Below are 20529 nucleotides of genomic sequence, written 5' to 3'. Positions count from 1 at the left end.
TAAAAGCAAAGTCAGGTAAAGATTTTCCACGCGCCGTGCACATAGACCGCGCAGGCGTTAAGCTGACAAAATACTGACCCAGACTCAGATTTAGACTCAGGCTTGGGGTATCATCCTACTCATGCGTATCGTCCTCATTACCGGCATATCCGGCTCCGGCAAATCGGTGGCTCTCCATGTACTGGAAGACGCCGGCTATTTCTGCGTCGACAACCTGCCGCCGGCCCTGCTGCGCAGCCTGGTGGAAACGCGTTTGAAAGAGGGCGACGACACCATGGCCGTGGCCACCGACGCGCGCAGCGCGGACTCCTTGGCCGGCCTGGGTCCCGATATCCAATGGCTGAAAGACCAGGGCCACGACGTCAAGGTGTTCTTCCTGACCGCCACCACCGAATCGCTGGTCACGCGTTTTTCCGAAACGCGCCGCAGCCATCCGTTGTCGCATCGCTTGCTGCCCAACCAGAATCCGAGCGATCGCATGACGCTGACCGAGTGCATTCACAAGGAGCGCGAAATGCTGAGCGCGGTCGAAGGGCTCGGTCACGTGATCGACACCTCCAACCTGAGCGCCAACAAGTTGCGCGCCTGGATCCGCGATCTGATCGACACCAGCCGCGCCAGCCTGACGGTGCTGTTCGAATCCTTCGCATTCAAGTTCGGGGTGCCGCTCGATGCCGACCTGGTGTTCGACGTGCGCATGCTGCCCAATCCGCATTACGACCTGCGGCTCCGGCCATTGACCGGGCGCGATGCACCGGTGATTGAATTCCTCGAGGATTTGCCGGCGGTACAGGATCTGCTCGGCGACATCCGCAACTTCGTGGAGAAGTGGCTACCGTCGTTCAAGCGCGACAACCGCAGTTATCTCACGGTCGCCATCGGTTGCACCGGCGGTCAGCATCGCTCGGTGTACATCGTCGAGCAGTTGGCGAAACATTTTGCCGCGCAGGAAAATGTCGTGGTGCGGCATCGCCAGCTCGGCTGAGACAGGATCGACGATGCCGACACCACCGACGACGTCAGTTCAGCAAGTCGTCCGTCTGCAATACCCCCAGCAATAATTTTTTGACCGGCGCCGGCAACGGCGCATCGGCCAGTTGCGCGATCGGATACCAGACATGGACCGATTCCGCGACGTGCAGATGACGCTTTTCCAGCACTACCTGGTACGGTGAAATATGCAGCTTGAAATGCGTGAAGACATGCGAGAACGGTTGAAGTTTGCGGCATGCCGCGATGACGCCGAACGCTTGCATCGCGCCCTCCACCGCTACGCCGAAGGCATCGGCATCTGAACTCGGCGGCAATTCCGGCAAGGACAGCAAGCCGCCCCAGATGCCGCTGTCGGGACGCTGCTCCAGCAACACGTCCTTGCCTTCGCTGACCACCAGCATCATGGTTTCCTTTTCCGGCACGGCCTTCTTCGGCTTGCGCACCGGCAGTTCCGCCGTGCGGCCGGTCGCCAGCGCCACGCAGCGCGGCGCCAGCGGACAGCGGTCGCAGGCAGGCTTGCCCCGCACGCACAAGGTTGCGCCGAGATCCATCAATCCTTGCGTATACGATTCCATGTCGGCCCGCGGCAGCAGCGCCACCGCACGGCGCCACAGCTGGTCTTCGACCGCTTTGGCGCCGGGAAAACCTTCCACGCCGAACACGCGCGCAAACACCCGCTTGACGTTGCCATCCAGAATCGCCGCGCGCTTGCCGTAGGAAAACGCAGCGATCGCCGCCGCCGTCGAACGGCCGATGCCGGGAAGATCCGCCAGCAACTCAGGATCATCCGGGAAGCGGCCGCCGTATTCCGCCGTCACGCGCTGTGCGCAACGATGCAGGTTACGCGCACGGGTGTAATAGCCGAGTCCGCTCCAATGCGCCATCACCGCTTCGGACGGCGCCGCCGCGAGGCTCTCGACGGTAGGAAAACTCTGCAGGAATTTCTGATAGTAGGGAATCACCGCCGTGACCTGCGTCTGCTGCAACATGATCTCCGACAGCCAGATGCGATAGGCATCGCGTGTGTTTTGCCACGGCAAGGCATGGCGACCGTGCTGTTTTTGCCAGCCGATCACCGCGGCTGAAAATGTCGGATCGGCGAAATCCTGCGCCGCCTCGGTGTTGTTGAGGACGCGCTTCATCGCTGGCAGACCACGCAATAAAAGGTGGAGCGCTGGCCCTGCTTGATCTGCCGGATCGGCGTGGTGCAGATACGGCAAGCCTGGCCGGTGCGGCTGTAGACGAAATAACTTTGCTGGAAATAGCCCGACTGGCCGTTGACGGCGATGAAGTCGCGCAAGCTGCTGCCGCCCTGCTCGATGGCGGCGGCCAGCGTCTCACGAATTGCCGTCACCAATTTTTCATAGCGCGGCAGGCTGATCTTGCCGGCCGCCGTCTTGGGATTGATGCCGGCCTTGAACAGGCTTTCCGACGCATAGATGTTGCCGACGCCGACCACGATGTCGCCGGCCAGCAGCACCTGCTTGATCGGCGCGCTGCGGTTGCGCGTCTGGCGATGCAGCTCGCGCGCGGAGAATTTGTCTTCCAGCGGTTCCAGGCCAAGCCCGCGCAGCAGCGTGTGCTCTTCGATGTCGCCGTCGGCATTGTCATGCCACAGCACGGCGCCGAAACGACGCGGATCGGTCATGCGCATGACGTTCTTGATCGGCTTGCCGACCACCAGATCGAAATGATCGTGCTTTTGCGGCACGATCCCCGGCGGCAAAATGCGCAGATGTCCCGACATGCCGAGATGCACGATCAGCGTGCCATGGTCGAAATTGATCAGCAGGTATTTGCCGCGCCGCCCGGTCGAACGGATGATGCGTCCGGTCAGCAGTTCATTCAGATTGACGGGAAACGGCCAGCGCAATCCGCTGTGGCGCGTCACCACTCCCGCGACCGTCTGCCCCTCGAGATGGGGAGCGACGCCGCGCCGGGTGACTTCTACTTCGGGTAATTCGGGCATGGAACGATGACTTTTGGCTGGACTGAGCTGGCTGAAGGCGGCAAACAGGATGACAAATAACGCGACAAATATAACGCGACAAATAACGAATGAAAGCGGATGCAAGCGAACAAGCGCAAGACGGCTATGATAGTGCAGATGCCCGGCAGATGCAGGCAGATGGTTTACACTCGCTTACACCAAGGAACACGCGGTTGAGCGTAAAATTAATATTTGCCTGTCCGCTGGTTCATTCTTGCCGGACTATTTCCAGATTACTCAGGATTACACTTGAAAAAACCTCTCGCCATTGTAACGCTCTCCCTCATGCTTTCCGCATGTGCAAGCCTGCAGCAACCCAGCGAGACCGATGCGGCTGCCGTTGCGGGCGGCAAGAAACAAACTCTGGTCAAGGCCTCATCCGCACGCAAGGGACAAGCGAAGGCCAAGGCCCAGCAGCCTGAAGACGTGGTGCCGCCGGTCGAGCTCAGCGAAGAAATCCTGTTCAAGATCCTCAGTTCCGAAATCGCCTTTCAGCGCGGGCAATGGCAAGCCGCCTACGTGACCTTGCTGGGCACCGCGCAGCAAACCCGCGATCCGCGCCTGGCCAAACGTGCCGCCGAAATCGCCCTGGCGGCGCGGCGCCCGAACGAAGCGCTGGCGGCGGTACGTCTGTGGACCGAACTGGCGCCGCATTCGGATGAAGCACTGCAAAATTACCTCGGCCTGATCATGTTGGGCGACAACATCGGCGAAATGCAGCCGCTGCTGACGCAACGCCTGGCCGAAGCTGCGCCGCAAGCGCGCGGCCCGATGATCCTGCAAATCCAGCGCCTGTTGAGCCGTGCACGCGACAAGACCGCTGCATTCAACATCCTGGAAGCGGTGACCGCGCCGTATCCGACGCTGGTCGAAACTCACCTGGCGCTGTCGCAAGGCGCATTCGCCAATCGCGATGCCGTGCGCGCACGCGACGAAGCCAACCAGGCGCTCAAGCTCAAGCCGGATTCTGAACTGGCGATCCTGACGCTGGCGCAAGTCACCCAGGATCCGCCGGAAGCCATGAAGCTGGTGGCCGATTTCCTGAAGAAATATCCTGACGCACGCGAAGTCCGAATCGCCTATGCGCGCGGCCTGGTTGAGCAGAAACAGTTCGAACAGGCGCGCAGCCAGTTCCAGGTTTTGTTGAAAGACGACCAGGAAGATCTGACCACGCTGTTCGCGCTGGGCATCCTGAACGTGCAAACCAATCATCTGCCTGAAGCCGAGACCTATCTCAAGCGCTACCTGCAGGTGCTGGCAACCCAGCCGGAAGATGAACGCGACCCGACCCAAGCGCTGCTGCTGCTGTCGCAGATCGCAGAAGAACGCAACGACATCCCGGGCGCACTGAAATGGCTGGAACAGGTCGAACCGGGTGAAGCCTACATCAATGTGCAGATCCGTCGCGCCCAGTTGCTGGCCAAGCGCGGCGACATCAACGGCGCGCGCGCCGTCTTGCAACAGGCGCAAGCCGAAGCCGGCAACGACCGCGAACAAATGCAGCTGATCCAGGGCGAAGCCCAGGTCCTGCGCGACGGCGAGCGTTACCAGGACGCCGCCGACGTGCTGTCGGCCGGACTCAAGCGCTTCCCGGAAAGCACCGACCTGCTGTACGACTACGCAATGGTCACCGACAAGACCGGCAACTACAAGGACATGGAAACCGCGCTGCGCAAGATCATCGAACTGGCGCCCAACAACCAGCACGCCTATAACGCGCTCGGCTATTCGTTCGCCGATCGCAATATCCGCCTGCCGGAAGCAGTTACCCTGATCAAGAAGGCCGTGCAACTGGCGCCGGAAGACGCCTTCATCGCCGACAGTCTGGGCTGGGCAGAATTCCGCTTGGGCAACCTCGACGAAGCGGAAAAGGAATTGCGCCGCGCCTACGCCCTGCGTCCCGATCCGGAAATCGGCATCCACCTCGGCGAAATCCTGTGGACGCGCGGCAAGCAGGACGAAGCCAAACGCCTGTGGCGCGAAGCCCAGTCGAAAGACCCGAAGAACGACGTCCTCAAGAGCACGCTGGATCGCCTCAAAGTGCAGTTGTAATGCCGGCGACGATTCAATGCTGATGCAAGGACACGGTTACCATCCATGATGCGATTTTTCAAACACGCGGCCGCGACCGGCCTGGTGCTGCTGGCCGCCGGCTGCGCCAGCCTTTCTCCGCAAGAGGCAAAGGACAACGGTCCGGCCCTGGAACGCCGCTACAGCGACACCATCGATCTCGGCGGCCGGCTGTCGGTACGCTATGAACAGAATCAACGCGAAGAAGCCGTGCACGGCAGTTTTACCTGGAACCAGAGCGCCCGCCACGTCGTCGTGACCTTGTTGTCGCCGCTTGGACAAACCCTGGCCACGATCGACATCAAGCCCGGCATTGCCGTCTTGACACAGTCGGGCAAGCCACCGATGACGGCGACCGACGTCGATATCCTCACCGAACAGGCATTGGGTTGGCCCTTGCCGATTTCAGGCCTGCGCGACTGGCTGCAGGGCTTCGGCCGCGGCGCCGACGGCAAACTGTTTGTAGCTCAGCCTGCGGCAGACACCGTACGCCTGACAACGCGCGACGGCTGGAACCTGAGCTACGGCGAGTGGCAGGACGGCGCCGCCAACACGGCCTCGAACCATCCGAAACGCATCGACCTGGCGCGCGAAACAAGACAAGCCGGCCCGGTCGCCATCCGTATCGTGATAGACAGCTGGAAAGCCGCCGGCGCTCCATAGTGAGTGCACCGAGGGCGCTTTGATGTTCTCTTTGACGTTCTTCCACCCGTTTTCCAGAGTCACTCCATGCCAGCAAGCCTTTTCGACTGCCCCGCTCCGGCCAAACTGAACCTGTTCCTGCACGTGACCGGTCGGCGCGCGGATGGCTATCACCTGCTGCAAACGGTGTTTCAGCTGATCGACCGTAGCGACGCGCTGGATTTCACGGTGCGCGACGACGGCGTCATCCATCGTGTCAACGACATCCCGGGCGTGCCTGCCGACACCGACCTGGTGGTGCGTGCCGCCCGCCTGTTGCAGGCAGCCGGCGGCAAACCGGAGCTGGGCGCCGACATCACCGTGCGCAAGCAATTGCCGATGGGCGGCGGCCTGGGAGGCGGTTCATCGGACGCCGCGACCACGCTGATCGTGCTTAATCATCTGTGGCAAACCGGGCTGACGCGCGCGCAACTGATGGCGCTGGGCCTGCAACTGGGCGCCGATGTGCCGTTTTTCGTGTTCGGCGGCAATGCCTTCGCCGAAGGCGTGGGCGAGGACCTTCTCCCTGTAAAAACCGCCGATTGCTGGTTCGTGGTGATCGAACCGGGCGTGTCCGTTCCTACCGCGATAATTTTTTCGTCGCAGGAATTGACAAGGGATACGAAAGTGGTCAAAATAACGGACTTTCCTGAAGCGCATAATCTTCTTCACAGCGGCTTCGGAAAAAACGACTTAGAAGTGGTGGCTGCCAGGCAGTTTCCTCCTGTCGCTGAAGCCATCAAGTGGCTCAGGACATTTGGGAATGCAAGGATGACCGGATCCGGCGCTTGTGTGTTCTGTGCTTTTGAGCATGAACGCCAAGCCGACGAAGTGCTGAAACAAATGCCTTCACAGTGGACCGCGTGGAAAGCCAAAGCGATGCAGGAACATCCTCTCGCCCATTTGGCAAAGTCGTAGTCAAGAATTGGTTTGACGGCGAATGACAGACGATGCAGGCAAGAAGCGCACGGATCGTTCGACGGAAGACAGCAGATTGCGTAGGGGAATCGCCAAGTTGGTTAAGGCACTGGATTTTGATTCCAGCATTCCAAGGTTCGAATCCTTGTTCCCCTGCCATTAAATTGGGCAATAGTGAAGCGCCCATAAAGAAATAGAAAAGCCAAAGAGATAAGCCGCCAACGCAAGACTGTACCAGTCAAGCATTGCCGGCTTTTCGACTTTTAAACGATTGCATTCAGGGATACCCACATGGCAAACGAAAACCTGATGGTTTTTACCGGCAGCGCCAATCCAGAACTGGCGCAAGGCGTCGTTGAAAAACTCGGTATCCCTCTGGGCAAGGCCAATGTGTCGAAGTTCTCCGACGGCGAAGTGATGGTCGAGATCAACGAAAACGTCCGCGGTAAAGACGTCTTCGTGCTGCAGTCCACTTGCGCACCGACCAATGACAACCTGATGGAAATCATGATCATGGTCGATGCGTTGAAGCGTGCTTCCGCCGGCCGTATCACTGCTGCCATCCCCTACTACGGTTATGCCCGCCAGGATCGCCGTCCGCGTTCCGCCCGTGTTGCGATTTCGGCCAAGGTCGTCGCCAACATGCTGCAGGAAGCCGGCGTTGAACGCGTCCTGATCATGGACCTGCACGCTGACCAGATTCAGGGTTTCTTTGACATTCCGGTCGACAACATCTATGCATCGCCGATTTTGCTGGGCGATCTGGTGAGCAAGAACTACGACGACCTGCTGGTCGTATCGCCTGACGTCGGCGGCGTGGTGCGCGCCCGTGCGTTGGCGAAGCGCCTCGGCTGCGACCTGGCGATCATCGACAAGCGCCGCCCGAAGGCGAACGTGTCGGAAGTCATGAACATCATCGGTGAAGTCGAAGGCCGCAACTGCGTAATCATGGATGACATGGTCGACACCGCCGGCACGCTGACCAAGGCTGCCGAAGTATTGAAAGAGCGCGGCGCCAAGAAAGTCGTCGCCTACTGTACGCACCCTGTTTTGTCCGGCCCGGCGCTGGACCGCATCGCCAATTCGCCGCTGGACGAACTGGTCGTCACCGACACGATTCCATTGTCGGACGCCGCCAAGGCCTGCGGCAAGATTCGCCAACTGACATGCGCCAGCCTGCTGGCCGAGACATTCAAGCGCATCAGCAAGGGCGACTCGGTGATGTCGCTGTTTGCAGAATAAGTTTTAGAGATTCAGCTTTAGATTCAATTCAGATTTCAGTTTCAATCCCGTCATGCAAATGACGGGATCCTTGAATCCCCTGGTCGCGGGGGATTTTTAACGCGAGACGAAAGTCCCGCAACCTTTGGAGTTTCACATGAAAGTTATCGCATTTCCACGCAAAGAGCAGGGGACCGGAGCGAGCCGCCGCCTGCGTATTGCTGGTCAAACACCAGCCATCGTCTACGGTGGCACAGCTGCACCGCTGAACATCGCTCTGGACCACAACGCGCTGTACCACGCGTTGAAGAAAGAAGCCTTCCACTCGTCGATCCTCGACCTGGAAATCGAAGGCAAGGTCGAACAAGTTCTGCTGCGCGACTTCCAAGTCCACGCCTACAAGCAACTGGTCCTGCACGTTGACTTCCAACGCGTCGATGCATCGCAAAAGATCCACGTCAAGGTGCCTCTGCACTTCGTGAACGCTGAAGTCTCGCCGGCCGTCAAGCTGTCGTCGGGCATCATCAGCCACGTCATGACCGAACTGGACATCTCCTGCCTGCCCAAGGATCTGCCGGAATTCGTTTCCGTCGATCTGGCGAAGCTGGAAGTCGGTCACTCGATCCACTTGGCTGACCTGAAATTGCCAAACGGCGTGGCCGCTGTTTCGCAAGAAAACCTGACAGTTGCTACCGCTTCGGTACCGGCAGGCAAGGTTGAAGCTGAAGGCGAAGCACCCGCAGCAGGCGACGCAGAAGCGAAGTAATCTTCGATTCTGCAAAGCATCGGCAGCAAATAAAAAACCCGCTTCGGCGGGTTTTTTATTGTCCGCCCGGCGCAGGAAGCCGGGCACAGCCAATCGGAATCAGCCCAGCCAGGACTTGCGCTTGCGCACCGCGGCCGCCGGCTTGGCCTCTGACGTCAATGCCATCTGCGGCGCATCGTCGTTCTTGAGCTTCACCGAGAAGCTCATCAGCTCATCGCGCCGGAACACATGCAGGGCCACCACGTCGTTTTCACGATAGCGCGCCAGCAAGCCGTCCGCCCCGGTCGGCGGCACGCGCAAACCATCCAGCGCCACCAGCTTGTCGCCGGCCGACACACCGGCGCGATGCCCTGCCCCGCCTTCGTAGACATTCGCCACCTTGGCGTCGGCGCCGTCGCGCACCACGCGCAGGCCGAGCGACGGCTTGCGATCCTTGCCGGCGTCGTCGAATTTGATCGCCATATCAGGCAGCAACTGCGCGAACGGCAAGTCTTCCGTGCCGCGGATGTAGCGATCGAAGAAGCGCTTGAGCTTGACGCCGCTGACGGCTTCGAACAAGGCTTCGGCCTCCTCTTCACCCAGGCCGTGGCCGCCGTTGCGGCTATAGAACTGGCGACCGTATTGCTGCCACAGCGCCAGCATGACGTCGTCGAGCGACTTGCGCCCATTGGTTTCGCTGCGGATCGTCAGGTCCAGCGCCAGCGCCACCAGCGAACCCTTGGTGTAATAGCTGACGATGGCGTTGGGGGCGTTTTCATCCTGGCGGTAATACTTGACCCAGGCGTCGAAGCTGGACTCCGCCACGCTCTGTTTGCGGCGGCCGCTGCCGCGCAGCACGCCATTGATAGTCTTGGCCAGCATGCCCAGGTAAGCGGCCTCGTCGATCAGGCCGGTGCGCACCAGGAACAGGTCGTCGTAGTAACTGGTGAAACCTTCAAACAGCCACAGCAGCGAGGTATAGCCTTCTTCGCGCAGGTCGTAAGGCGCGAACACCGCCGGCTTGATGCGCTTGACGTTCCAGGTATGGAAATACTCGTGGCTGCACAAACCCAGGTAAGTACGGTAACCGTCGCTCTGCTCGCTCTTGCCCTTGACCGGCAAATCGCTGCGTGCGCAGACCAGCGCCGTCGAAGCGCGATGCTCAAGGCCGCCGTAACCGTCGCCGACCACCATGGTCATGAACACATAGCGCGACATCGGCGCGCGCTTGCTCTTCGGCTCGAAGAAAGCGATCTGCGCTTCGCAGATTTTCTTCAGATCGGCCGACAGGCGCGGCAGATCGAGGTTCGGCACCTGGCCGGTGATCACGACGTCATGCGGCACGCCGTGCGCGGTGAACGTCGCCAGTGCGAAGGTCCCGAGCTCGACCGGATGATCGATCAACTCGTCGTAATCGGCGGCGACATACGTGCCGAAACCATAGCGTTTTGCTTTCAGCTCGGACAAGGACGTCGCCACACGCCAGCGCTTGTAGGCGTCGCCGGCCGGACGGCGGATGTCGACGACGTGCTGCGACTGCTCCTGCCCTTCCACGCGCAGGAATACGCTGGTGCCGTTGAAGAAGGCGTGGGTCTGGTCCAGATGCGCGGTGCGCACCGACAAGTCCCAGGCATAGACCTGATAGCTCAGCGTCAGCGGGCCGGTGCACGGCGATGCTTTCCACGTGTGTTTGTCCAGTTTGCGCAGCGCGACTTTCTTGCCGCCGGCTTCTGCGCGCAGCTGGACGATGTTGCGCGCGAATTCGCGAATCATGTAGCTGCCGGGAATCCACGCCGGCAAGGAAAATACCTGGCCGTCGGCAGCCGGCGCATCGACCCTCAGGGTGATGTCGAACACGTGGGCGGCGCAGTCGTTGGAGGTGATGCTGTAGTGAATCGGGGTCGTCATGTTGTTCTTCGGTTATCGTCGGCAGGAGCGACGGCAGGCCGTGTCTGAAAAGTGAAATTCCATTGTACTTGAGCAAGCCGGATCCGGGCTGACACCCGGCTGATTTGAGTCGCTCCGCAATCTTCCTGCGCCTGATCCGGAAAGTAAAAAAGCCGGAAAGACTTTCGTCGATCCGGCTTCTGCTTCTTTTACTGTATTGCTTTATACGCTGTCGTATCAGTATCAGTCAGTATCAGCGCGGCAGCACCGACGAGCCCATCAGGAACTCATCGACTGCGCGCGCGCATTGACGGCCTTCGCGAATCGCCCAGACCACCAGCGACTGGCCGCGGCGCATGTCGCCGGCAGCGAAGACCTTGTCGACCGAAGTCTTGTAGCAGCCTTCGCCATCGGTGGTGGCCTTGGCGTTGCCACGCTGGTCCTTGTCGACGCCGAACGATTCCAGCACTTGCTGCACCGGCGAGACGAAGCCCATGGCCAACAGCACCAGGTCGGCCTTCATTTCGAATTCCGAGTTCGGCACTTCCTGCATCTTGCCGTCCTTCCATTCGACGCGCGCGGCGATCAGCTTTTCAACCTTGCCGTTCTTGCCTTCCAGGCGCTTGGTCGCCACTGCCCAATCGCGATCGCAGCCTTCTTCATGCGACGACGAGGTGCGCAGCTTGGTTGGCCAGTACGGCCAGACCATCGGCTTGTTTTCCGTTTCCGGCGGTTGCGGCATCAGTTCGAACTGGGCCACGGAAGCGGCGCCGTGACGGTTCGAGGTACCGACGCAATCGGAACCGGTATCGCCGCCGCCGATCACGACCACGTGCTTGTCGGTCGCCATGATCTGGCCCTTGAGCTTGTCGCCGGCGTTGACCTTGTTTTGCAGCGGCAGGAATTCCATGGCGAAATGCACGCCCTTCAATTCGCGGCCGGGCACCGGCAAGTCGCGCGGCAGTTCTGCACCGCCGGCGATGACGACGGCGTCGAAGTCTTTCTTCAGGTCGTCGGGGGAAACCGTTTCCTTGGACCAGTTGGTGATGTTGGCCGGGAAATCCTTGCCCACCAATGTGCTGGTGCGGAACACGACGCCTTCGGCCTGCATCTGCTCGACGCGCAAATCGATGTGCGACTTTTCCATCTTGAAGTCGGGGATGCCGTAACGCAGCAGGCCGCCGACGCGATCGTTCTTTTCGAACACGGTCACGTCATGGCCGGCGCGCGCCAGCTGTTGTGCCGCGGCCATGCCGGCAGGACCGGAGCCGACTACGGCGACTTTCTTGCCAGTCTTCACGGCAGCCGGTTGCGGCGTGACCCAGCCGTTTTCCCAGCCCTTGTCGATGATGAAGTGCTCGATCGACTTGATGCCGACCGCGTCGCTGTTGATACCGAGTGTGCAGGCGGATTCGCACGGCGCCGGGCAGATGCGGCCGGTGAATTCCGGGAAGTTGTTGGTCGAGTGCAGCGTGTCCAGCGCTTCCTTGTAGTCGCCGCGATAGACCAGGTCATTCCAGTCGGGAATGATGTTGTTGACCGGGCAGCCGTTGTTGCAGAACGGGATGCCGCAATCCATGCAGCGTGCGCCTTGCACTTTGGCTTCCGCGTCGCCCAGGTGCAGGACGAATTCCTTGTAGTGCTTCATGCGCGACTGCGGCGCTTCGCTCGCCTCTTTCAGGCGCTCATATTCCATAAAGCCGGTTACTTTACCCATTTTCCACTCACATTCTTCGCTAAGGATAGGCGGCGGGCGATTCTGTCGTTGTCGTTATCAGAATCGCCGGCCTTGCGTTATTTCAGATCTGGCCGAGGGCCGAGGGTTGCGGCTTACGCCGGAACCTTGTCCTTCGGGGCCGCTTTGGCTGCATGGAGTTCGCCCAGCGCACGTTTGTACTCGGTCGGGAAGACCTTGACGAACTTGCCGCGCGACGCCGCCCAGTTGTCCAGCAGGTAGCGCGCGCGCGTGCTGCCGGTGTACTTGAAGTGACGCTCGATCAGGCCGCGCAGGATGACTTCATCGGTCTGGCCGTCGCCGCCGCGTTGCAGGCTGTGCCAGATGGCGCGATCGGTCGAGGCTTCCTGTTCGGTGTCGGACAGGACCTTGTCGAGCGCGACCATGGCCAGGTTGCACTTGCCGGCGAAGTCACCGGCTTCGTCGTAGACGTAAGCAATGCCGCCGGACATGCCCGCTGCAAAGTTGCGGCCGGTTGCGCCCAGGACGACGACGGAGCCGCCGGTCATGTATTCGCAACCGTGATCGCCGGTGCCTTCAACCACGGCGATGGCGCCGGAGTTACGCACGGCGAAACGCTCGCCGACCACGCCGTTGATGAACGCCTCGCCGGACGTTGCACCGTACAACACGGTATTGCCGGAGATCATGTTGTCGACCGCACGGCCGCGGAACTCGGTGTTCGGACGCACGATGATGCGACCGCCCGACAAGCCCTTGCCGACGTAGTCGTTGCCTTCGCCGACCAGGTCCAATGTCACGCCGTGCGCCAGGAACGCGCCGGCCGATTGGCCCGCGGTGCCTTGCAGCTGGATGTGGATGGTGTCGTCCGGCAGGCCTTCATTGCCGTAACGCTTGGCCACCTCACCCGACAACATGGCGCCAACGGTGCGGTTCAGGTTGCGGATCGGCGAAATGAAGGAGACCTTCTCGCCTTTTTCCAACGCGATCCTGGCTTGTGCAATCAGCTTGTGATCCAGCGCCTTGTCCAGACCGTGATCTTGATTCTCGGTGTGGAAGTACGGCGTCGCGCTGACCGGTTGATAGAAGATCTTGCTGAAGTCCAGACCTTGCGCCTTCCAGTGCTGGATAGCCTTGGTGCGGTCCAGCAGATCGGAACGGCCGATCAGTTCGTTGAAGGTACGGATGCCCAGTTGCGCCATGATCTGACGTACTTCTTCGGCGATGAAGAAGAAGAAGTTGACCACGTGCTCAGGCTTGCCGGAGAACTTGGCGCGCAGGACGGGATCCTGTGTCGCCACGCCGACCGGGCAAGTGTTCAGATGGCACTTGCGCATCATGATGCAGCCTTCGACCACCAGCGGCGCGGTGGCGAAACCGAATTCGTCCGCGCCCAGCAGCGCGCCGATGACGACGTCGCGGCCGGTCTTCATCTGGCCGTCGGCCTGCACGCGGATGCGGTTGCGCAAACCGTTCAGCACCAGCGTCTGCTGGGTTTCGGCCAGGCCGAGTTCCCATGGCGAACCGGCATGCTTGATCGAGGACAGCGGCGATGCGCCGGTGCCGCCGTCATGGCCGGCGATCACGACGTGATCCGACTTGGCCTTGGCAACGCCTGCGGCAACCGTGCCGACGCCGACTTCCGACACCAGCTTGACCGAGATCGAGGCGCGCGGATTGACGTTCTTCAGATCGTGGATCAGCTGTGCCAGGTCTTCGATCGAATAGATGTCATGGTGCGGCGGCGGCGAAATCAAACCAACGCCCGGCACCGACACGCGCAATGTCGCGATGTAATCGGTGACCTTGTGGCCCGGAAGTTGACCGCCTTCGCCCGGCTTCGCGCCTTGCGCCATCTTGATCTGGATCTGGTCGGCGGAGATCAGGTATTCAGCCGACACGCCGAAACGACCGGAAGCCACCTGCTTGATGCGCGAACGCAGCGAGTCGCCGGCTTGCAGCGGGATGTCGACTTCGATGACGTCCTTGCCGATTTCCGACGCCAGGGTTGCGCCCTGCTTGATCGGGATGCCTTTGAGTTCGTTGCGATAGCGATTGACGTCTTCGCCGCCTTCGCCGGTGTTGGACTTGCCGCCGATGCGGTTCATCGCGATCGCCAGCGTGGCGTGTGCTTCGGTCGAGATCGAACCGAGCGACATGGCGCCGGTGGCGAAACGCTTGACGATTTCCTTGGCTGGTTCGACTTCATCGATCGAGATCGCCTTCGACGGATCGATCTTGAATTCGAACAGGCCGCGCAAGGTCATGTGGCGCTTGGACTGATCATTGATGATCTGCGCGTATTCCTTGTACGAATTGAAGTTGTTCGCGCGGGTCGAGTGCTGCAGCTTGGCGATCGCGTCCGGCGTCCACATGTGTTCTTCGCCGCGGATGCGGAAGGCATACTCGCCGCCGGCGTCGAGCGCATTGGCCAGAACCGGATCGGCGCTGAAGGCAGCGCGGTGCAGGCGCAGCGCTTCTTCGGCGACTTCGAACACGCCGATGCCTTCGACGTTCGACGCGGTGCCCTTGAAGTACTTGTCGACCAGCGCCTTGTTCAGGCCGATGGCTTCGAAGATCTGCGCGCCGCAGTAGGACATGTAAGTCGAAATACCCATCTTCGACATGACCTTCAGCAAGCCCTTGCCGATCGCCTTCTGGAAGTTGTAGATCGCCTTCTCGCCCGACAGCTCGCCCGGCAGGCCCTTGGCCATTTCGCTCAACGTGTCCATCGCCAGGTACGGGTGGATCGCTTCCGCGCCGTAACCTGCCAGCAATGCGAAGTGATGGGTTTCGCGTGCGGAACCGGTGTCGACCACCAGACCGGTCGACGTACGCAAGCCCTTGCTCACCAGGTGCAAGTGGATCGCCGAAGTCGCCAGCAATGCAGGGATCGCAACTTGTTCGGAATCGACCTTGCGGTCCGAAATGATCAGGATGTTGTGACCCGACTTGACCGCGTCGACGGCCTTGGCGCACAGCGAGGCCAGGCGTGCTTCGATGCCTTCCTTGCCCCACGCGACCGGGTAGCAGATGTTCAGCTCGTGCGACTTGAACTTGCCGCCGGTGTGCGCGCTGATGTTGCGCAGCTTGGCGATGTCGGCGTAGTCCAGAATTGGCTGCGACACTTCCAGGCGCATCGGCGGGTTGATGTTGTTGGTGTCGAGCAGGTTCGGACGCGGGCCGATGAAGGACACCAGCGACATGACCATGGCTTCGCGGATCGGGTCGATCGGCGGGTTGGTCACTTGCGCGAATAATTGCTTGAAGTAGTTGTAGAGCGTCTTGTTCTTGTTGGACATGACTGCCAGCGGCGAGTCGTTGCCCATCGAACCGATCGCTTCTTCACCGGCCGACGCCATCGGCGCCATCAGGAACTTGACGTCTTCCTGGGTGTAGCCGAACACTTGCTGGCGATCCAGCAGCGGAATGGTCGAACCGGATTCGACCGGCTCGGCCTTGAGTTCGTCGAGCTTGACGCGCACCGACGAAATCCATTGCTTGTACGGCTTGGCATTGGCGTAGGTGTCCTTCAGCTCCTTGTCGTCGATGATGCGGCCGGCGTCGAGGTCGATCAGGAACATCTTGCCCGGTTGCAGGCGCCATTTCTGGATGATCTTCGATTCAGGAATCGGCAGCACGCCGGATTCCGACGCCATCACGACCAGGTCGTCGTCGGTGACGATGTAGCGCGCAGGACGCAGACCGTTGCGGTCGAGCGTGCCGCCGATGTGACGGCCGTCGGTGAACGCCAGGGCGGCCGGGCCGTCCCATGGTTCCATCATCGCAGCGTGGTATTCGTAGAAGGCGCGACGGTTGTCGTCCATCAAAGTGTGATTTTCCCAGGCTTCCGGCACCATCATCATCATGGCTTGCGCCAGCGGATAGCCTGCCATCAGCAACAGTTCGAGCGCGTTATCGAAGCACGCGGTGTCGGACTGGCCTTCATAGATCAGTGGGAACAATTTCTTCAGGTCGTCGCCCAGCACGGCCGATTGCATCACGCCTTCGCGTGCGCGCATCCAGTTGAAGTTGCCCTTGACGGTGTTGATTTCGCCGTTGTGGGCGATCAGGCGATAGGGGTGAGCCAGCGGCCATTCCGGGAAGGTATTGGTCGAGAAACGCTGGTGCACCAGCGCCAGCGCGGAAACACAGCGCGGATCCTGCAGGTCCTTGTAGTACACGCCGACCTGGTCGGCCAGCAGCAGGCCCTTGTAGACCACCGTGCGCGCCGACATCGACGGCACGAAGAATTCCTTGCCGTGGATCAGGTTCAGCGCCTGGATGGCGTGGCCGGACGACTTGCGGATCACATACAGTTTGCGTTCCAGCGCGTCGGTGACCATGATGTCCGGACCGCGACCGATGAAGATCTGGCGAATGACCGGCTCTTTTTCACGCACGGTCGGCGACATCGGCATGTCCATGTCGACCGGCACGTTGCGCCAGCCCAGCACGACCTGGCCTTCAGCCAGCACCGAACGCTCGATTTCCTGTTCGCAGGCGATGCGCGAGGCGTTTTCCTTCGGCAGGAAGACCATGCCGACGCCGTATTCGCCTGGCGGCGGCAGTTCGACGCCCTGCCTGGACATTTCTTCGCGATAGTACTGATCCGGAATCTGAATCAGGATACCGGCGCCGTCGCCCATCAGCGGATCTGCACCGACCGCACCCCGGTGGTCCAGATTCTTCAGGATGAGCAAGCCTTGCTCAACGATGGAATGGTTTTTCTTGCCCTTGATATGGGCGATAAAACCGACACCACAGGCGTCGTGTTCATTAGCTGGGTCGTATAGGCCTTGCGCGTGCATAACGGTGCTCCACCACTTTGAGAGTAAGGGTTTAAGGATAGTGCACTGCACCCAAATCTTCAATAAGAACAAAAGGGGTCAGAGTAAAATTTAAATCCCTGGAATTTTCAATAATTTTTAATTAGGGACAGAGTAATGCATGCTCTTGATTCAATTCCCTAACTCTTTGTATTTACGAGAGTTATCCCAGGGGTGTTGCCCGCCGCATTTTCTTCTGAGGATGCCGCTTCATCAATTTTCTTCACCGGCCGGCCCCGCTTTGCAGGACTGACACGGCGGCTGACCTGCTTTTCCAAGCCGCTTTTGTACTCCTCCGCACCCAGCGCCCAACCTTTTAGCGTCGCCTGGGTGATTGCATCAATCTCGGCCTCCCCCAGCGATTGCTCCGCTTGCAGCTTGTAGGCGATTTCCCGGTCAAACGGCGTATTGCCCAGCGCCCAATACACGCTGTGGTCGGTAATCAGCGGGTCCGGCTTTGCGCCAATGTGATGCATGTAGCTTGACCAGGGATAATCCAGGGCGCTGCCGACCAGGCCGTTGCGCACCGGATTGAGCTCGATGTAGCGACTGCACAGCAGCAGGTAGCGCTCCGCGTCCAGCACCGTGGCCTTGTAGCGTCCTTGCCACAGGGTGCCGCTGCGCTGATATTTCTGGTTGATATGGGGCACGTAATACCGGCCTACCCACTGCATCATTCGTGCCAGCCCCTCAGCGTCCACCGGGGTAGCCAGCAAATGCACGTGGTCCGGCATCAGGACATAGGCGTGGATGGCGACCTTGAAGCGCTTCGCGCCCTCCTTGAGCCAGTCGAGGAAAACGGCATGGTCGGCGGCGTCGCGGAATACGACCTGGCCGTCATGGCCGCGCTGGATGATGTGGTGTGGCTGATGCGGAACAACCAGGCGGGGCAAGCGAGCCATAGGAAAAGGAATGGAGAATCAGGAATGAAAATCAAAAAAGAGCCGGAGCGATTCACGATTGTAAATCACTCCGACCCTAATTTATTCAGCCTTCACGGATCCAACCACCATCAGGCCGACATTTTCTTTTTTGACAACACCAGACTGATCAGCACCGATGCCACCAGGATGGCGGCAACCACCAGCAGCGACACCATCACGGGAATGTGGAACCAGTACGCCAGCAGCATCTTGCCGCCCACGAACACCAGCACCAGCGCCAGACCGTACTTGAGATAGTGGAAACGATCCGCCACGTCTGCCAGCAGGAAGTACAGCGCCCGCAAACCCATGATCGCAAACATGTTCGACGTGAACACGATGAACGGATCGGTGGTGATCGCAAAAATCGCCGGGATGCTGTCGACCGCGAAGACCAGGTCCGTCACTTCGATCAGGATCAGCACCAGCATCAGCGGCGTGAAATAGCGCACGCCGTTGCGCATGGTGAAGAACTTCTCGCCGTCGTACTCATTGCTGATGCGCATGTGCTTGCGCAAGAACTTCAGCAGCGGGTTGTCGTTGAGGTCGCTTTCCTTGTCCGCAAAGATCAGCATCTTGATGCCGGTCACGACCAGGAATGCGCCGAACAGGTACATGATCCAGCTGAACTGCGCGATCAGCCAGGCGCCCAGCAAGATCATCACGGCGCGCATGATGATCGCGCCGACCACGCCGTACAACAATACGCGCCGCTGCATTTCCGCCGGCACCGCGAAGTAGCCGAAGATCACCAGGAACACGAAGATGTTGTCCACCGACAGCGACTTCTCGATCAGGTAGCCGGACAGGAACTCCAGGCTCTTCTGGTTCGCGAATTCACGGCCGATGCTGTGATCCAGGTACCACCACAGCAAGCCGCTGAACAGCAGCGCCAGCATTACCCACGCCACCGACCAGCCCAGCGCTTCCTTGACGGTCACCTTGTGCGCATGGCGGCCGCCCAGCACCAGCATGTCGAACGCCAGCATGCCCAGCACAAACACAATGAATCCGCCCCACATCAGCGGACTTGCAAAACTTTCTACACCGTTCACGGTATTTCCCCTTTGTTATTCAAGTGCATCGATGCATTGATACGTCAGTCGAAATCGAAGATCTCGCCCAGAAAACCCTTCTTCTTGCGCGAGCGGCAATCCGAATGATCCTTGTACTCGCGGCCGTGGCCGAAGCGGTCATCGTAACCGCGCTGCTGCTGTTGCGGCGGCATCGGCGACGCATATTGAGGCGGCGCCGGTGCGCGGGCAGCTGCTTGCGGCGCCACGGCCTGCGCGCGTTCAATCAACTTGTCGAGCTCGCCGCGATCGAGCCAGACGCCGCGGCATTGCGGGCAGTAATCGATTTCCACGCCCTGACGATCGCTCATGCTCAGATTGACGGTAGTGCAAACGGGACATTTCATGATGGGCCTCCATGGCTGTGCAATAGACAGGTGCCACTTTAGCCAAATCCGATACTCTTGAAAATTCGAATATACTTTTCATTATCTTCGTAAAAACCGATGTATTGAAAACACCATGGCCGCGCTCAACTACAAACACCTGCACTATTTCTGGACCGTCGCCAAGACCGGCGGCATCGCGCGCGCCGGCGAGCGCCTGCATCTCACCGCGCAGACCATCAGCGGACAGATCACGCTATTCGAGGAGACGCTCGGCTACCGCCTATTCAACCGCGTCGGCCGCAAGCTGGAACTCAACGACGCCGGCAGTACCGTGTTTGCCTATGCCGACCAGATTTTCACCCTCGGGGAAGAGCTCGAAGAAGTGATGCGCTTTCGCCCCGGCGGCAGGCCATTGCAATTCCGTGTCGGCGTCGCCGACGCCGTCCCCAAGACCATCGCCTACCTGCTGCTGGAAACCGCATTGAAACTGGAGGATCCGGTACGCATCGTCTGCCGCGAAGGCAAGCTCAACAACCTGCTCGGCGATCTCGCCATTCACCGGCTCGACATCGTCATCGCCGACAGCCCGATGCCCGGCAATATCGACGTGCGCGGCTACAGCCACTTGCTCGGCGAATGCAGCACCAGCTTTTTCGCCACGCCGGCGCTGGCCAAAGCACACAAGAAGAATTTTCCGCAAAGCCTGGATGGCGCGCCCTTCCTGATGCCAGGAGAGGACGCAGCAGTGCGTCCAAAATTGCTGCGCTGGTTCGAGAAGGAAAAGATACGTCCGCAGATTGCCGGCGAGTTCGATGACGGCGCCTTGCTCAACGCATTCGGCGAAGCCGGCACCGGCATCTTTGCCGCTCCCTCTACGGTTGCGGCGCAACTGAAGCAGCAACTCGGTGTGGTGCAGATCGGCCAGACCGAGCAGATCACGGAACAGTTCTATGCGATCTCGGTGGAACGCCGCCTGACGCATCCGGCGGTGCTGGCGATCCAGTCTGCTGCACGCGAAAGCCTGATCATTCCGAAAGGGGAAATGACCGTGCAAAAAGCGAAGCACAAAGAAAAAACCCCACGCGCCTTGCGGCTCGCGGGGTAAATCCCATTCTCGGGGGAGAGAATGGAGGGGGAAACCAGACTATAAAAAAAGCATTGCCGGACCGCAGTG

Annotated in this window: 15 protein-coding genes and 1 tRNA gene; 8 read left to right on the top strand and 8 right to left on the bottom strand. The window is 60.1% G+C overall.

The annotated features are described in order from the left end of the window. The first annotated feature begins 121 nt into the window (after positions 1 to 121). A complete protein-coding gene (gene rapZ / locus DXT88_RS02400; RefSeq protein ID WP_016832848.1) occupies positions 122 to 985 on the top strand; it encodes an RNase adapter RapZ in 864 nt (287 codons plus the stop codon). Positions 986 to 1019: 34 nt separating this feature from the next. Here rapZ and mutY read toward each other — a convergent pair whose 3' ends face one another. Then, entirely contained in the window at positions 1020 to 2135 is a 1116-nt protein-coding gene (gene mutY / locus DXT88_RS02395; protein ID WP_265211438.1) for an A/G-specific adenine glycosylase, read from the bottom strand. Further along, positions 2132 to 2962, bottom strand: coding sequence for a bifunctional DNA-formamidopyrimidine glycosylase/DNA-(apurinic or apyrimidinic site) lyase (gene mutM, locus DXT88_RS02390; RefSeq protein ID WP_265211437.1), 831 nt, complete (start codon positions 2960 to 2962; stop codon positions 2132 to 2134). The genes mutY and mutM overlap by 4 nt, the downstream gene beginning before the upstream one ends. A 306-nt stretch (positions 2963 to 3268) precedes the next feature. Between mutM and DXT88_RS02385 the strand changes: the two genes are divergently transcribed. From DXT88_RS02385 to DXT88_RS02360, 6 genes are all read left to right on the top strand, one after another. After that, positions 3269 to 5035 carry a tetratricopeptide repeat protein gene (locus tag DXT88_RS02385; protein ID WP_265211436.1) on the top strand — a complete coding sequence of 589 codons (1767 nt, stop codon included), beginning with the start codon at positions 3269 to 3271 and terminating at the stop codon, positions 5033 to 5035. 45 nt (positions 5036 to 5080) lie between these two features. After that, positions 5081 to 5716 (top strand): outer membrane lipoprotein LolB, encoded by a 636-nt coding sequence (locus tag DXT88_RS02380; RefSeq protein ID WP_265211435.1) that lies wholly within the window; start codon positions 5081 to 5083, stop codon positions 5714 to 5716. Positions 5717 to 5782: 66 nt separating this feature from the next. Beyond that, positions 5783 to 6652 (top strand): 4-(cytidine 5'-diphospho)-2-C-methyl-D-erythritol kinase, encoded by an 870-nt coding sequence (gene ispE, locus DXT88_RS02375; RefSeq protein WP_265211567.1) that lies wholly within the window; start codon positions 5783 to 5785, stop codon positions 6650 to 6652. Between the two features lie 82 nt (positions 6653 to 6734). Continuing rightward, positions 6735 to 6811, top strand: a tRNA-Gln gene (locus DXT88_RS02370). A 132-nt stretch (positions 6812 to 6943) separates the two neighbouring features. Then, positions 6944 to 7894, top strand: coding sequence for a ribose-phosphate pyrophosphokinase (locus DXT88_RS02365; protein WP_016832843.1), 951 nt, complete (start codon positions 6944 to 6946; stop codon positions 7892 to 7894). 136 nt (positions 7895 to 8030) lie between these two features. Next, positions 8031 to 8639, top strand: a complete 609-nt coding sequence (locus DXT88_RS02360) for a 50S ribosomal protein L25/general stress protein Ctc (protein WP_016832842.1) — start codon at positions 8031 to 8033, stop codon at positions 8637 to 8639. A 99-nt stretch (positions 8640 to 8738) separates the two neighbouring features. Here the strand turns inward: DXT88_RS02360 and DXT88_RS02355 are convergent, their stop codons facing one another. The 6 genes from DXT88_RS02355 to DXT88_RS02330 form a co-directional block, all read right to left on the bottom strand. Further along, positions 8739 to 10526 carry a M61 family metallopeptidase gene (locus DXT88_RS02355; RefSeq protein WP_265211434.1) on the bottom strand — a complete coding sequence of 596 codons (1788 nt, stop codon included), beginning with the start codon at positions 10524 to 10526 and terminating at the stop codon, positions 8739 to 8741. A gap of 232 nt (positions 10527 to 10758) precedes the next feature. Next, positions 10759 to 12222, bottom strand: coding sequence for a glutamate synthase subunit beta (locus tag DXT88_RS02350; RefSeq protein ID WP_265211433.1), 1464 nt, complete (start codon positions 12220 to 12222; stop codon positions 10759 to 10761). 113 nt (positions 12223 to 12335) lie between these two features. Then, positions 12336 to 17012, bottom strand: a complete 4677-nt coding sequence (locus DXT88_RS02345) for a glutamate synthase-related protein (protein WP_265211432.1) — start codon at positions 17010 to 17012, stop codon at positions 12336 to 12338. A gap of 158 nt (positions 17013 to 17170) precedes the next feature. Then, the gene (locus DXT88_RS02340) at positions 17171 to 17932 is read right to left on the bottom strand and encodes a transposase (protein WP_265211431.1); all 762 of its coding nucleotides are present in this window, start codon (positions 17930 to 17932) and stop codon (positions 17171 to 17173) included. 110 nt (positions 17933 to 18042) lie between these two features. Then, positions 18043 to 19008, bottom strand: coding sequence for a TerC family protein (locus DXT88_RS02335; RefSeq protein WP_029363127.1), 966 nt, complete (start codon positions 19006 to 19008; stop codon positions 18043 to 18045). A 44-nt stretch (positions 19009 to 19052) separates the two neighbouring features. After that, positions 19053 to 19373, bottom strand: a complete 321-nt coding sequence (locus tag DXT88_RS02330) for a TFIIB-type zinc ribbon-containing protein (protein WP_265211430.1) — start codon at positions 19371 to 19373, stop codon at positions 19053 to 19055. Positions 19374 to 19488: 115 nt separating this feature from the next. Here DXT88_RS02330 and nhaR point away from each other — a divergent pair, with 115 nt between their 5' ends. Further along, complete coding sequence (gene nhaR, locus DXT88_RS02325) at positions 19489 to 20460, top strand: transcriptional activator NhaR (protein ID WP_265211429.1); 972 nt, start codon at positions 19489 to 19491, stop codon at positions 20458 to 20460. Positions 20461 to 20529 lie beyond the last annotated feature (69 nt).

The organism is Herbaspirillum lusitanum, assembly GCF_026127345.1.
Lineage (GTDB): Bacteria > Pseudomonadota > Gammaproteobacteria > Burkholderiales > Burkholderiaceae_D > Herbaspirillum > Herbaspirillum lusitanum.
The sequence above is the reverse complement of the archived record's forward strand: the minus strand, read 5'-3'. Positions and strand labels throughout refer to the sequence as shown.